Genomic DNA, 13,305 nt, shown 5'->3' on the forward strand with positions numbered 1-13,305 from the left:
TCAGACTCCTCCCTTTGCCGGATAGAGCATGAGAGCCATGGAGATCACGCCGAGCGCCACACCAGCCATCTGGATCGAGCTCAGCCTTTCGCCGAAAAGGAAAAAGGCGATGACGTTGATCAGGAGCAGTTGGGCGATAGCGGAGGCCGAGATCGCCAGGCCAAGCCCACCTTCGCGCATTAGCTTCACCATCATCAGATTGCCGAGGCAGTAGAGGGCGAGCGAGGCTGCGAGCACCCAGAGCTTGCCATTGTCGACATAGGCGCGGGAGACAGTTGCGGCACCCAGGAAGGTCGCCATGGCACCCCCGAGCCAGAGGAGGAAGGTGGGGTTCATGGGGTGGATGCCTCCTTCAGAAGATGGGCGATGGAGGCTTCGATCGTCAGGAAAACATGATCAGGATTATCGATCACCAAATCGTTGTCGAAGCGAAGCACGTTGAAGCCCTGTGACGTCATGAAGGCGTCCCGACGGATATCGTGGCTGCGCCCTTCATCCGTTTCGTGGCTGTGTCCATCGACCTCGACTATGACGCGCGCCGCGAGCCAGGCGAAATCAGCAATGTATGGGCCGATAGGTGTTTCCCTGCGGAAGCGTGCACCACGCGGGCGGAAATCACGGAGAATGTCCCACATTTCGCGCTCCGCCTTTGTGAGTTCGAAGCGCAACGTGCGGGCGCGTTTGCGGGTCTTCGGGTCGATGTTGGAATGCGCCATTTTCTGGTGCCTTCCATCGATCATGGAGCGAGCAATTTCCCCTCCCCAACCCCTCCCCACAAGGGGGAGGGGCTTTCCCGCCACCCTCGTGCTGAAAGAGATTCTCCGCTCACGACCGTCATAAGACCGAGGAGATACCAAGCATATTCTGCGCTCGGCTTTGGGCATGATGCGGAGATTTGCAACGCCGTGATGCGTTGCCGACCGGGTGATAGCGGTGCCCCGGGCACCAAAGCCCCTCCCCCTTGTGGGGAGGGGTTGGGGAGGGGCCTTCATCCCAAACGAAGCACTATTCCTCATATGAATGCCCCGCCTTCAGACCCTCGCGCACCCGGTGCGCGATCTCGAGAAACTCTGGAGTTTCGCGGATGTCGAGCGGGCGCTCCTTCGGCAGTGTCGACTCGATGATGTCTGTCACCCGGCCGGGACGTGGGCTCATGACGACGATCTTGGTCGAGAGGTAGACGGCTTCGGGGATCGAATGGGTGACGAAGCAGATGGTCTTGTTGGTGCGGGCCCAGAGCTTCAGGAGTTCCGAATTCAGGTGGTCGCGGACGATTTCGTCCAGCGCGCCGAAGGGTTCGTCCATCAGGAGAAGGTCGGCGTCGAAGGCGAGCGCGCGGGCGATCGAGGCGCGTTGCTGCATGCCACCCGACAGTTGCCAGGGATATTTCTTGGCAAAGCCCGAGAGGTTGACCAGCTCCAGCGTCTGCTCGATCCGCCTCTTCTTTTCCGCCGCGCTGTAACCCATGATTTCGAGCGGGAGCGCGATGTTGTTTTCGATCGTTCGCCAGGGATAAAGAGCCGCCGCCTGGAAGACATAGCCATAGGAGCGCGCCTTTCGCGCCTCTTCCGGCGTCATGCCGTTCACGGTGATCTCGCCGCCCGTGTGCTTCTCAAGATCTGCGATGACGCGCAGAAAGGTGGTCTTGCCGCAGCCGGAGGGGCCGATGAAGGAGACGAAGTCGCCTTTCTTCACCTCGAGGTTCACGTTGGACAGGGCATGGACTGGTCCATCACCTGTCTCGAAGGTGAGGCTCAAGTCCCTGGCCGAGACGACGGAGTAGGGTGCATTCATGCGTTAGGACCAATCGGGTTAGTTGCAAAGACAGTTTGCCTCTTGCACTCTCTTGACATACGGCCGCTCGGGAGCAGCGGACCGGGAAAGGCGCGTTTGCCGCCATACGGATGAGGATCAGACCATGGATGCATCATCGAAGCCCACCTGCCACATCGTCAAGCCGGGGCATGCCTATGATGGCAAGCAGGGGCTGAGCTACTTCCAGGGCATTTCTGCCGAAACAGTCGGGGCGAAGGGCATTTGCATGCATCTTCTGACCATGCCGCCCGGCGCAAAGGCCAAGGCCCATCTGCATGAAAACCATGAGACGGCGATCTATTGCCTCTCGGGCCAGGCGCATACGTGGTACGGCGACAGGCTGGAGCATCACGTCATCCTGCATGCCGGCGAGATGATGTACATTCCGGCGGGCGTGCCGCATCTGCCGGCCAATCTGTCGAACGCGCCGTGTTCGGCGATTATTGCCCGCACCGATCCGAACGAACAGGAAAGCGTGGTCTTGCTGCCGGAGCTGGATGGGTTGGTCGCGGTCTAATATCGAGCGCATCAGGCGGCCACCTCGCTTGAGCGAAAGGCGATCAGCCAATAGACGAGGGCGGAGATCATGCCCGTCGGCATCAGCAACAGCGCGATTGCGGCCTCGTTGTGGTGGAAGAAGCGCCCCCATGTTGCCAATTGCAGCAGGACGATGCCGGTGAGGGGACAGGCGGCGCCAGCGATTGCGAAATGCCACCAGCGGTTCCAGCGCTGTCGGACCAGGATCCAGGTTGCAAGCAGAGTAAAGGGTGCCGCAAGCAGAAGAGCTGCCGGCAGGACATCCAGCGTCAATCGCAGTGTCGTCAGGATGGACTCCGGAAAGACCAGGATAAACAGCGGCAAGCGACCATAGGTCAGGGCATCCGAGATCTCCATGGTCGCCCAGATGCCCATGACACCGGCAAACACGGCAGCTGCATAGCCCACGCCGAAGCGGGCTATCTTCAACAGTGCTGTCGCCTTTGCCAGTCTCACGCTTATACTCCCGTCGCCGGAATACCCGAGCGTTCCACCTTGCGGGGGGCCACGAGTTCCTTCCAGGTCGACAGCGCCTTGGAGACGGCCGGGAAGGGCTCGCGCTTGACGAACTTGCCGTGACCCTCGCGGGTCTTCACCGCGCTTTCTTCGATCGCGACGTATCCGCGGGTGAGCGTGTAGCGCGGCAGGCCCGTCACTTCCTTGCCCTCGAAGACATTGTAGTCGATCGACGACTGCTGGGTCTTGGCGGAGATGGTCTTGGAGCGCTTGGGATCCCAGACCACGAGGTCAGCATCGGCGCCGACGAGGACGGCGCCCTTCTTGGGGTAGATGTTGAGGATCTTGGCGATGTTGGTCGAGGTCACCGCAACGAACTCGTTCATCGTCAGGCGACCGGTCGCGACACCATAGGTCCAGAGCATCGGCATGCGGTCCTCAAGCCCGCCGGTGCCGTTCGGGATCTTGGCGAAGTTGCCGACGCCAAAACGCTTCTGTTCGCTGGTGAAGGCGCAGTGGTCGGTGGCGACGACCGAGAGCGAGCCCGACTGCAGCCCCGCCCAGAGCGAGTCCTGGTGCTGCTTGTTGCGGAAGGGGGGCGACATGACGCGGCGGGCGGCATGGTCCCAGTCCTTGTTGAAATATTCGCTCTCGTCGAGCGTCAGGTGCTGGATCAGCGGCTCGCCATAGACGCGCATGCCCTTCTGGCGGGCGCGGCGGATGGCTTCATGCGCCTGTTCGCAGGAGGTGTGCACGACATAGAGCGGAACGCCCGCCATGTCGGCCAGCATGATGGCGCGGTTGGTGGCCTCGCCCTCGACCTCGGGCGGGCGCGAATAGGCGTGCGCCTCCGGACCGTTATTGCCTTCGGCCAAGAGCTTGGCCGTCATCGAGGCAACGACGTCGCCGTTTTCGGCATGGACCATCGGCAGCGCGCCGAGTTCGGCACAGCGCTGGAAGGAGGCGAACATCTCGTCGTCGTTCACCATCAGGGCGCCCTTGTAGGCCATGAAGTGCTTGAACGAGTTGATGCCCTTGTCCTGCACGACGGTCTTCATCTCGTCAAAGACGCGTTCGTTCCAGCCGGTGATTGCCATGTGGAAGGAGTAGTCGGCCGTGGCGCGCGAGGTCTTGTTGTCCCACATCTGCAGCGCTTCGAGCAGCGACTGGTCGGGGCCGGGCAGGCAGAAATCGACCACCATGGTCGTGCCGCCGGAGAGGCCGGCGCGGGTGCCGCTTTCAAAGTCGTCGGCGGAATAGGTGCCCATGAAGGGCATTTCGAGATGCACATGCGGATCGATACCGCCCGGCATGACATAACAGCCCGCCGCATCCAGCACGGTGTCGCCGGAGAGGTTGGGCCCGATCTCGACGATCACACCGCCCTCGATCTTGACGTCAGCCTTGTAGGTCAGATCGGCGGTGACAATGGTGCCGCCCTTGATGACTGTGGTGGTCATTTGCTCTCTCCCCGTGCCTTGTTCTTGATGGTTTGTGTCCCGATCCGCGCACTATGGCTCGCCATGTAGTGCGCTGCGTTCGCCCGCGGCGCCCCCTCATCCGGCGTTGCGCGCCACCTTCTCCCCGCCGGGGAGAAGAGGTGACGCCCGCGTTGTGCGCCCCGATTCCCTGCTGCTACGTTGCTGCAACCAGAGTTCTTCCTGTGGTACGGCGCGGTCGCGGCGCGCTCCCTCTTCTCCCCAGCGGGGAGAAGGTGGCGCGTAGCGCCGGATGAGGGGGCGCGGAGCGAAAGCCGTATCAGCATGACGGTTACAGGCCCTCTCGAATTGCTGGCGAAAACCGGATCGCGTCGCAACGCTCGACGATCTGGCCCTGAAGAACGGCCAGAATCGTGTCGAGGACTGCGCTGCGCTCCTGCAGGACCTCGGCGTTCCAGAACCGCAGGACCGAATAAGCCTGTTGATTGAGCCATTCGGTTCGACGGTCATCATGCGCGCTCTCCACATGCTGGCTGCCATCGAGCTCGACCACAAGCCGCTGTTCGCGGCAAAGAAAATCAACGATGTAGGGCCCCAGCGGGATCTGGCGGCTGAACTTGAAGCCGTTCAGTTGGCGATTGCGGATGTCGCCCCACAGACGATATTCGGCGTCGGTGTCGTTGGTGCGCAGGCTGCGGGCCTGGACCGTTTTTCCGGGCAGCCGTTTTGTCGGATCGTGTGGGTGTGTCATGGCCGTCCGGCCCCCCTCATCCGGCGCTACGCGCCACCTTCTCCCCGATGGGGAGAAGAGGTCACGCTGACGTCGTGTGCTCCATCCAGCGAATGCTGCGGTTCGGCAAATGGTGATGTCAACCTTGTGCTGTGCGGTCGCAACGCGCTCCCTCTTCTCCCCATCAGGGAGAAGGTGGCGCGTAGCGCCGGATGAGGGGGCGCGGAGCGAGCGTGTCACCCGACAATCTCCGCCGTCTCCAGAACTGCCCTCAGCAGCACGTCGCAGCCGGCGCTGGCCCATTCCTTGGAGATCTCCTCCGCCTCGTTGTGGCTGAGGCCGCCGACGCAGGGGCACATGATCATGGTCGAGGGTGCGACCTTGGCTGTCCAGCAGGCATCGTGGCCGGCGCCGGAGATGATGTTCATGTGGCTGTAGCCGAGATCTTCCGCCGCCTTGCGGACAGAGGCGACGAGCGTCGGGTCGAAAGTGACCGGATCGAAATGGCCGACGGCCTCGATCGAACAGCCGACATCGAGGGCTGCACAGATTTCGGCGGCTTCCTTTTCGATGCGGGCGCGCATGCCGTCGAGCTTGGCCTGTTCCGGCGAGCGAATGTCGACGGTGAAGATCACCGTGCCGGGGAGCACGTTGCGGGAATTCGGCGAGAACTTCACCTGGCCGACACCGCCGACGCAGCCCGGCTGATTATCCATGGCGACCGTCTGCACCATCTCCATGATGCGCGCCATGGCAAGGCCGGCATTGACGCGGTGGTTCATCGGGGTGGAGCCGGTATGGGCTTCCTTGCCGGTCAGCGTGAATTCCAGCCACCACAGGCCCTGACAGTGGGTGACCACACCGATCTGCTTCTCCTCGGCTTCGAGGATCGGGCCCTGTTCGATGTGATATTCGAAATAGGCGTGCATCTTGCGGTCGCCGACCTTTTCGTCACCCACCCAGCCGATGCGCTTCAGTTCCTCGCCGAAACTCTTGCCTTCCATGTCCTTGCGGCCATAGGCGTAATCCTGGGTCAGCACGCCGGCGAAGACGCCGGAGGCGAGCATGGCAGGCGCAAAGCGTGCGCCTTCCTCGTTGGTCCAGTTGGTGACGACAATGGGGTGCTTGGTCTTGATATTGAGGTCGTTCATCGACCTGACAACTTCGAGGCCGGCGAGCACGCCGAGCACGCCGTCATATTTGCCGCCGGTGGGCTGGGTGTCGAGATGGCTGCCGATATAGACGGGCAGGGCGTCCGGATCGGTGCCAGCGCGGGTCATGAACATGTTGCCCATGGTGTCGACGCCCATGGTCAGGCCTGCATCCTCGCACCAGCGCTGGAAGAGGCGACGGCCTTCGGCATCCTCGTCCGTCAGGGTCTGGCGATTATTTCCGCCGGCAATGCCGGGGCCGATCTTCGCCATGTCCATCAGCATGTCCCACAGCCGATCGCCGTTCACGCGCAGGTTCGTGCCGGGTTGAGCCGTCATTTCGAAATCCTCACCTGTTTTGGAAGCCAGATCCTCTGTGACTGGCTTCCCGTTCCCCGGGTCAACGTCAGCGGTTGCTTGTTGCTTTTTTCCGCTGCCGATCGGTAGTTGCCTTTATTTGGCATCTGTCCAATAATTTGACCGACTGGTAAAACATTACAGCTTCCAACGGCACACTCAAGACGTAAAAGGCAAAAATCCGCGACAAAAAACCGGGCAAATGCCCATAAATTGTGCGGTGTTATTTGCGATAGACTTCAATGGCTTAGGGAGAGAGCCGAGACATGGCAATACCAAGAGCGGCGCAGACTCAGAGGCGAACCCGCATTCAGGAAGAGAAAGAGGAGCAGATCCTCGAGGCGGCGCTTGAAGTCTTTTCCCAGCGTGGCTTTCACGGATCGACGATCGATCAGATCGCCGAGGTCGCCGGCATGTCCAAACCCAATCTCCTTTACTATTTCCGCACCAAGGAGGCGATGCATCGGGCGCTGATCGACCGGGTGCTGGAGAACTGGCTCGAACCGCTGCAGGCCTTCGACGCCGAGGGAGATCCGGAAGAGGAGATCCGCTCCTATATTCGCCGCAAACTCGAAATGGCGCGGGACTTTCCGCGTGAAAGCCGGCTCTTCGCCAATGAGATCCTGCAGGGCGCGCCGCATATCATGGCGGTGCTGGAAGGCCCGCTGAAGGAACTGGTCGACGAGAAGGCTGAGGTCATCCGGGTCTGGATTTCGGCAGGCAAAGTGCGGGACTGCGATCCGCATCACATGATCTTCTCGATCTGGTCGACGACTCAGCACTATGCGGACTTCGACGTGCAGGTGAAGGCCGTGCTCGGGCCCCAGCGCGACGGTGCTGACCGTTTCGAGGCCGCAGCGGTTTTCCTCGAGGGGCTGTTCGTCAGCGGCCTGATCTTGCGACCTGCCGGGTCCGCAGTCAGTCCCTGAGCAGGCCCATGACCAAAAGGCCGGCGGCTGTCACGAGGGCGCCCAGAAAGACGGCAGGGCTTGCCCAGCCATGGCCAAGCAGGCCTTCGAGCAGGATGATGAAGGTCGGCGTCAGGTAGCCGTAACCGAGCACTTTCGGGGCAGGCAGGCGCATCGAGGCATATTGCAGCAGCATGAAGGTGAGCGCCGTGGTGATCACCGAGAGATAGGCAATCGTTGCCCAGACGCTTGCCGGCAGGCTGGCAAAATCCGTGGTCGCAAGTGGCACAGCGCCAGTGGGCAGCAGCCACGGGATGGTGAAGACGATAATCCAGAAACCGAAGGCGACTGGGTTTTCGTCCTGATTATACTTGCGGATCAGCGGCACATAGGCGCCGTGGCAGATGACGCCGATGAAGAAGATCAACTCGCCGCGTCCGACATCAAAGGACAGGATAGCGTCCAGATCAGCACGGAAAATCACCCAGATTGCCCCTGATGCGGCAATGACGAGTGCGACGAGAACGTCGGGACGCGTGCGCTGGCCGATGAAGATCAGGGCGAAGCCGGCGCTGATCAGCGGCATCAGTGTGAAAACTGCACCCGTCTGGACGGGGCTGGTGAACTTCAGCGCCGCAAACATGGTCAGCATGTAGATTGCGATCAGTCCGCCGAGCAGGGCATAACGCCAGATGCGCCTTGGCCGACTGAAGGGCACGCGCAGGATGCCGAAGGAGAGTACGCCCATGACGGCCATGGTCATGAGATAGCGCCAGAGTGTCAGCGGTCCGGCGTCCAGATGTCGCGCCGCCATGCCGCCGAAGGAGAAGGAGCCCGCAATCAGCGCCGCAAACAGAAGCATGGCGGCATGGGCGAGAAGTTTTTCCCGTCCGGTGGCATGCTGGCTGTGGCGATTGGCGGACGGGGCGGGCGAGGGGCGGTGTTCTGTCATGGACTTTCCCGCAGGCTTCCGGAGGCGGGTTTGCGCCGAGGCTTTGACTTGACCGGGCCTGCATTCTCATTCATCTGCGGCGGGTCGCGACGATGGTAGTGTGTCGACGACACTCCGGCAGTTAATCGAAAGCGGGCTTGATGACAACGATGATCGGCTTCAATGATACCGAGAAGAGCACCAGTGCTGTGCTCCAGGACGCCATCGATTCGATGGGAGACGATCACGTGACCTTGCGGCAGATCCTGGAGCGCATGGGCGAAAGTGGCCTGCTGCTGCTTTGTGGGCTTCTGTCGTTGCCATTCCTGGTGCCGGTTTCCATTCCGGGCGTGTCGACGGTCTTCGGCGCCGGCATCGTGTTGATCGGGGTTGCGATCACCTTCAACCGTTTTCCCTGGCTGCCTCAGAAGCTGGCGGACCGGAAGCTCGACAGCGGCAAGCTGAAGCCGGTTCTGATGCGCGGCCTGACCATTCTGCGCAAGCTCGATCGCTACGTGCGGCCGCGCATGCCATGGCTGACGACCGGTGGCCTGGTGAACCGTTTCAATGGTGCGATCCTCACCTTTGCGGGCATCCTGCTGATGCTGCCGCTTGGCCTCATTCCGTTTTCCAACACCTTGCCGGGTGTGGCGATCCTGCTCTTGTCGACCGGCATTTCCCAGCGCGACGGCACGGTGGTTGCCGCCGGTCATGCGATGGTGGTGCTCACGCTCGTCTACTTTGCCATCCTCGCCTATCTTGCCTTTGCAGCGGGCCAAAGCCTCAGCCTGATGGGCTGAAAGCCGCGGGCCCTTGCTTCAGGCGCTAAGCTTGAGCAGGCTTTCCCGGCGGGCACGGTGCGCCAACGCAAAGTCCATCAGTGCGTCGGCGGTCATCGGGCGGGCAAGCGCATAGCCTTGCAGCGTCTGGCAGCCGAGATCGCGCAAGATCGACACGTGTTCCATGGTCTCCACGCCTTCCGCCACGATGCCGATGCCGAAAGATCGGCCGATATCGACGATGGACGCGATCAGGCGTCTCTGTGCCGGGGTGTCGACAATCGGCCCGATCAGCTCGCGATCGATCTTCAGACGGCTCGGGGAGAGTTTGAGCAGCGACAGGATCGAGGCATAGCCGGTGCCGAAATCATCGATCTCAATCTCTATCCCAAGGTTGCGAAGACGCGAGAGGCTTGCCGTCACCGCATCGGTCTTGTCGTCGAAGGAGATCGATTCCAGAAGTTCGAAGGAGACGCTGCCGGGCTTGATGTCCAGTTGCTCCAGCCGTCCGACCAGGTTTTCATCGAACAGGCGCTGAGCGGAGATGTTGACCGACACGCGATCGATGCCGAGTGCAGCAGACTGCCAGCGGGAGAGCTGGGACAGTGCCTGTTCGAGGATGCGCGCATCGATCTGGGAAACGACACTCAAGCTGTCGGCGATGTCGAGGAACCTGTCGGGCGTGAGGATGCCCATTTCAGGATGGTTCCACCGTGCGAGCGCCTCGACCCCGCTGATTTCCAGCGTATGGGCATCGAATTGCGGCTGGTAGTAGCCGATAAACTCGTCGGCCGCGAGTGACCGCAGAATGGCGTCCGCCGTCTTCTTGATGTTGAGTGTGCGTGCCTTCAGAAGCTCGGTATAGCGCTCGAAACGATTGCGACCCAGCCGCTTGGCCTCGTAAAGGGCGATGTCGGCGTTGACCAGCAGCTGTGGCGCATCGACGGACGCGTCTGTTCGCGTTGCGATCCCGACAGAGGCGCCGACCCGACATTCGTGGCCGGCATAGGAGGTTGGTGTGTTCACCGCAGCGATCAGGCGCTGGCCCATTTCGCCGAATTGATCATCTGCATCGGCACCGAGGCAGACGACAACGAATTCATCGCCACCGATCCGGGCGACGAAATCTTCACCTCGGACATTGTCGCGCAGCGCCCTTGCGACGTGACGCAGCATGGCGTCGCCGGCGCCATGGCCGAGCGTATCGTTGATTTCCTTGAAGCGGTCGAGGTCAACATGCAGGACTGCCAGCCCCTGACCGGGGGGATCTGCTTCGATGTCGGACAGGTGCTGGTCCAGGTAGCGTCGGTTGGGGAGGCCTGTCAGTGCGTCATGCAGCGCATTGTATTCCATGCGGCGGCGCGCGGTATCCAGTGCCGTGTTCTGCTGCTCGGCGCGTTGGCGAGCCTCGACCAGTTCTTCGTGAAGGCTGACATCTTCCGTGACGTCCCAACTCACACCGAGGACAGAGGCCGTGCCCTTCGCGTTGGGATAGTATGTCCCGAAGCTGCGGAGGTGCCGGTGGCCACCTCCGGGCAAGAGAACCCGGAACTGTGCGGACTGAGACATCTGGGTGCGGATGGCAAGTTTGACCTTGGCGGATACATCGGCCTGATCTTCCGGATGGATAAGAGCGAGCCAGTTATCGCTCGTCATCGCTTGCGCTCCGTCGAGCCCGTACATTTCATACATGCGCGCGTCCCAGGCGTTTTCGCCGCTGTCGACGTCGAGTTCCCAAACGCCGATCTTCGACGCCTCCAGGGCGAGGCCCAGCCGGTGCGACAGCGCTTTCAGCTTTTCCTCACGCTGACGCAGCGCTGCGTCGTGCTTCTGGCGGTCGAGCATCAGCAGGCCGACCCAGATGGAGGCACCTGCTACCGTGGCTGCAACAGATCCGACGACGAGGCGGAATGCCATCGAGGGTGTGCCCGAATTCTCCCACCCTCCGACAGGAATGGCAGCGATGGTCCAGCGATCATTGCCAAAGTCGATCGCCATATGCACCGGATTCTGCTGCATGATGTTGCCGTCACCGTAAATCACGGCGGTACGGCCTGCGTCCTGCACCTTGGAGATGACGACCGATATCGGCAATTCGAATGTCATCAGACCGCTTTGATCATAGAGGCGTGCAAGGTCGATCACGCCGGTCACCGCGCCCCAGAAGACCGGTTCGGCGGTTGCATTGACCGAACGCACCGGCAGGATGATCGACAATCCGTATCCGCCGGAGGAGAGAGGCAGGGGGCCGCGAACGACGGAGCGGCTCTGTTCCCTCAGCTTGCGCGTGAGCGCCAGTTCCTCATCTTCAGTGAATATTCTCGTCCCGATCTGATCGTCGGTGAGATTTTCCGGGTAAGCGAAGGCTGTGACCAGATTGGGTGCCGCCTGGATGGAGCGCAGCTGTGCCTCGTGCAGCAGAAGATTGGCGGCGAGTGCAGAGAAGCGTTCCTGCGTCAGATCCGGTTCGGCGCCGATGACCGATACCAACCCCTGCAAAAGGCGAATATTGGCATTGATCTGGCCCTGGAGCTTGGTGCGCACAAGGTCGAGACGTTCCTCGACCATGTGCCGGTTGTTTTCGTGCGTGATCCGGCTTTGCTGCCAGTCTGCATAGATGACGGCAGCGACGGCGGCGCAGACAATTGCCACCACCGGAATGACGATTGCCCATCGTGACCCCACGCCCAAAAAGCGGATGCTCTTGCCAGTCATGGGTTTGGTCCCGTCGCCGATCGGTCATCGGCGACCGGATGCTTTCCGTGACCGCCGTCTAGAGCGTCAAGGTTGAATTAGAGCTCTGAAAATTTCCTAAATGGAACACAATAAATCATCTGTGCTTTATTAGATAAGCCCACGCTAAAATGCGTGGGCTTATCCCAGGTTTTACTCCGCAGCCTGCACGGCCATCGGGTTGTTCGGATGGGTGGTCCAGTTGGCATAATGCGGGTCTACGGGCTTGCCCGTGCGCTGGTCCAGCGTCCCTGCATCAAGACCAACCATGGTAATGCAGTTCTCGACCGGACAGACGTTAACGCAAAGGTTGCAGCCGACGCATTCGTCTTCCATCACCTCAAACTTCCTGACGCCATCGACCATGCTGGTAATCGCCTGGTGCGAGGTGTCCTCGCAGGCGATGTGACAGCGGCCGCACTTGATGCAGGCATCCTGATCGATGCGGGCCTTGGCGATGTAGTTGAGGTTGAGATACTGCCAGTCGGTGACATTGGGCACCGCGCGACCGCAGATGTCGTCGAGGCTCCGGTGGCCCTTGGCGTCCATCCAGTCGTTGAGGCCGGAGATCATTTCCTGGACGATCTTGAAGCCATAGGTCATGGCCGCCGTACAGACCTGGACATTGCCAGCGCCGAGCACGAGGAATTCGGCCGCATCGCGCCAGGTGGTGACGCCGCCGATGCCCGAGATCGGCAGGCCATAAGTTTCCGGATCGCGGGCGATCTCGGCCACCATGTTAAGCGCGATCGGCTTGACGGCCGGGCCGCAATAGCCGCCATGGGTGCCCTTGCCGCCAACGGTGGGCGAGGGGGCGAAGCTGTCGAGATCCACCGAAACGATCGAGTTGATCGTGTTGATCAGCGAGACCGCATCCGTACCGCCGGCTTTTGCCGCGCGGGCGGGCTTGCGGATGTCGGCGATATTCGGCGTCAGCTTGGTGATCACAGGCATGCGGGTGTATTGCTTGCACCAGCGCACGACCATTTCGATATATTCCGGCACCTGACCGACAGCGGCACCCATGCCACGCTCGGACATGCCGTGCGGACAGCCGAAGTTGAGTTCGATGCCGTCTGCGCCCGTCTCTTCGACGAGCGGCAGGATCGCCTTCCACTCTTCCTCGACGCAAGGGACCATGATCGAGGCGACCAGCGCCCGGTCCGGCCAGTTCATCTTCACCTGCTTCATCTCCTGCAGATTGATCTGCAGGGGACGGTCGGTGATCAGCTCGATGTTGTTCAAGCCGAGGAGGCGGCGGTCAGCGCCCCAGATCGCGCCATAGCGCGGGCCGTTGACGTTCACGACCGGCGGGCCTTCGGAGCCGAGCGTCTTCCAGACGACGCCGCCCCAGCCCGCCTTGAAGGCGCGCTCGACATTGTAGGCCTTGTCGGTCGGCGGGGCCGAGGCCAGCCAGAAGGGGTTGGGCGACTTGATGCCGACGAAGTTATTGCGAAGATCAGCCATTG

General features: G+C 61.4%; 13 protein-coding genes. 3 read left to right on the top strand and 10 right to left on the bottom strand.

All coding sequences use genetic code 11. The annotated features are described in order from the left end of the window. The 3 genes from ACSV9I_RS12115 to ACSV9I_RS12125 all read right to left on the bottom strand — a co-directional run bounded on the left by ACSV9I_RS12115 (position 1) and on the right by ACSV9I_RS12125 (position 1,794). Positions 1 to 336 carry a hypothetical protein gene (locus ACSV9I_RS12115; protein WP_438329061.1) on the bottom strand — a complete coding sequence of 112 codons (336 nt, stop codon included), beginning with the start codon at positions 334 to 336 and terminating at the stop codon, positions 1 to 3. After that, positions 333 to 740 carry an endonuclease domain-containing protein gene (locus ACSV9I_RS12120; RefSeq protein ID WP_438329062.1) on the bottom strand — a complete coding sequence of 136 codons (408 nt, stop codon included), beginning with the start codon at positions 738 to 740 and terminating at the stop codon, positions 333 to 335. The genes ACSV9I_RS12115 and ACSV9I_RS12120 overlap by 4 nt, the downstream gene beginning before the upstream one ends. 265 nt (positions 741 to 1,005) lie before the next feature. Next, the gene (locus ACSV9I_RS12125) at positions 1,006 to 1,794 is read right to left on the bottom strand and encodes an ABC transporter ATP-binding protein (protein ID WP_054157278.1); all 789 of its coding nucleotides are present in this window, start codon (positions 1,792 to 1,794) and stop codon (positions 1,006 to 1,008) included. Between the two features lie 124 nt (positions 1,795 to 1,918). Between ACSV9I_RS12125 and ACSV9I_RS12130 the strand changes: the two genes are divergently transcribed. Continuing rightward, on the top strand, positions 1,919 to 2,332 hold the full coding sequence (locus tag ACSV9I_RS12130; protein WP_438329063.1) for a cupin domain-containing protein: 414 nt from the start codon (positions 1,919 to 1,921) through the stop codon (positions 2,330 to 2,332). Positions 2,333 to 2,343: 11 nt separating this feature from the next. Here ACSV9I_RS12130 and ACSV9I_RS12135 read toward each other — a convergent pair whose 3' ends face one another. From ACSV9I_RS12135 to ACSV9I_RS12150, 4 genes are all read right to left on the bottom strand, one after another. Further along, entirely contained in the window at positions 2,344 to 2,808 is a 465-nt protein-coding gene (locus ACSV9I_RS12135; protein WP_438329064.1) for a hypothetical protein, read from the bottom strand. Positions 2,809 to 2,810: 2 nt separating this feature from the next. Then, positions 2,811 to 4,268, bottom strand: a complete 1,458-nt coding sequence (gene hydA, locus ACSV9I_RS12140) for a dihydropyrimidinase (protein WP_438329065.1) — start codon at positions 4,266 to 4,268, stop codon at positions 2,811 to 2,813. 310 nt (positions 4,269 to 4,578) lie between these two features. Continuing rightward, entirely contained in the window at positions 4,579 to 4,998 is a 420-nt protein-coding gene (locus tag ACSV9I_RS12145; RefSeq protein WP_245281398.1) for an endonuclease domain-containing protein, read from the bottom strand. Positions 4,999 to 5,213: 215 nt separating this feature from the next. After that, positions 5,214 to 6,467: a Zn-dependent hydrolase gene (locus ACSV9I_RS12150; protein WP_438329066.1), complete on the bottom strand. Its 1,254-nt coding sequence runs from the start codon at positions 6,465 to 6,467 to the stop codon at positions 5,214 to 5,216. A gap of 284 nt (positions 6,468 to 6,751) precedes the next feature. Between ACSV9I_RS12150 and ACSV9I_RS12155 the strand changes: the two genes are divergently transcribed. Then, on the top strand, positions 6,752 to 7,414 hold the full coding sequence (locus ACSV9I_RS12155) for a TetR family transcriptional regulator C-terminal domain-containing protein (protein WP_054157284.1): 663 nt from the start codon (positions 6,752 to 6,754) through the stop codon (positions 7,412 to 7,414). Here ACSV9I_RS12155 and ACSV9I_RS12160 read toward each other — a convergent pair. Beyond that, a complete protein-coding gene (locus tag ACSV9I_RS12160; protein WP_438329067.1) occupies positions 7,404 to 8,345 on the bottom strand; it encodes a DMT family transporter in 942 nt (313 codons plus the stop codon). The genes ACSV9I_RS12155 and ACSV9I_RS12160 overlap by 11 nt on opposite strands. A gap of 140 nt (positions 8,346 to 8,485) precedes the next feature. On the opposite strand from ACSV9I_RS12160, the gene ACSV9I_RS12165 reads away from it, so the two are divergent. Beyond that, complete coding sequence (locus ACSV9I_RS12165) at positions 8,486 to 9,124, top strand: exopolysaccharide biosynthesis protein (protein WP_054157286.1); 639 nt, start codon at positions 8,486 to 8,488, stop codon at positions 9,122 to 9,124. An 18-nt stretch (positions 9,125 to 9,142) separates the two neighbouring features. Here ACSV9I_RS12165 and ACSV9I_RS12170 read toward each other — a convergent pair whose 3' ends face one another. Then, positions 9,143 to 11,818 carry a bifunctional diguanylate cyclase/phosphodiesterase gene (locus ACSV9I_RS12170; RefSeq protein ID WP_438329068.1) on the bottom strand — a complete coding sequence of 892 codons (2,676 nt, stop codon included), beginning with the start codon at positions 11,816 to 11,818 and terminating at the stop codon, positions 9,143 to 9,145. Between the two features lie 171 nt (positions 11,819 to 11,989). Further along, positions 11,990 to 13,303, bottom strand: coding sequence for an NAD-dependent dihydropyrimidine dehydrogenase subunit PreA (gene preA / locus ACSV9I_RS12175; protein ID WP_438329069.1), 1,314 nt, complete (start codon positions 13,301 to 13,303; stop codon positions 11,990 to 11,992). Between the last annotated feature and the right edge of the window lie 2 nt (positions 13,304 to 13,305).

Source organism: Rhizobium sp. G187 (genome assembly GCF_051549525.1).
Lineage (GTDB): Bacteria > Pseudomonadota > Alphaproteobacteria > Rhizobiales > Rhizobiaceae > Allorhizobium.

What these genes read in the sequence shown, in the direction of transcription:
- preA (WP_438329069.1), bottom strand. Translation starts at nt 13,303, where the DNA reads ATGGCTGATCTTCGCAATAACTTCGTCGGCATCAAGTCGCCCAACCCC.
- ACSV9I_RS12170 (WP_438329068.1), bottom strand. Translation starts at nt 11,818, where the DNA reads ATGACTGGCAAGAGCATCCGCTTTTTGGGCGTGGGGTCACGATGGGCA.
- ACSV9I_RS12160 (WP_438329067.1), bottom strand. Translation starts at nt 8,345, where the DNA reads ATGACAGAACACCGCCCCTCGCCCGCCCCGTCCGCCAATCGCCACAGC.
- ACSV9I_RS12165 (WP_054157286.1), top strand. Translation starts at nt 8,486, where the DNA reads ATGACAACGATGATCGGCTTCAATGATACCGAGAAGAGCACCAGTGCT.
- ACSV9I_RS12155 (WP_054157284.1), top strand. Translation starts at nt 6,752, where the DNA reads ATGGCAATACCAAGAGCGGCGCAGACTCAGAGGCGAACCCGCATTCAG.
- ACSV9I_RS12120 (WP_438329062.1), bottom strand. Translation starts at nt 740, where the DNA reads ATGATCGATGGAAGGCACCAGAAAATGGCGCATTCCAACATCGACCCG.
- ACSV9I_RS12150 (WP_438329066.1), bottom strand. Translation starts at nt 6,467, where the DNA reads ATGACGGCTCAACCCGGCACGAACCTGCGCGTGAACGGCGATCGGCTG.
- ACSV9I_RS12145 (WP_245281398.1), bottom strand. Translation starts at nt 4,998, where the DNA reads ATGACACACCCACACGATCCGACAAAACGGCTGCCCGGAAAAACGGTC.
- ACSV9I_RS12115 (WP_438329061.1), bottom strand. Translation starts at nt 336, where the DNA reads ATGAACCCCACCTTCCTCCTCTGGCTCGGGGGTGCCATGGCGACCTTC.
- ACSV9I_RS12125 (WP_054157278.1), bottom strand. Translation starts at nt 1,794, where the DNA reads ATGAATGCACCCTACTCCGTCGTCTCGGCCAGGGACTTGAGCCTCACC.
- hydA (WP_438329065.1), bottom strand. Translation starts at nt 4,268, where the DNA reads ATGACCACCACAGTCATCAAGGGCGGCACCATTGTCACCGCCGATCTG.
- ACSV9I_RS12130 (WP_438329063.1), top strand. Translation starts at nt 1,919, where the DNA reads ATGGATGCATCATCGAAGCCCACCTGCCACATCGTCAAGCCGGGGCAT.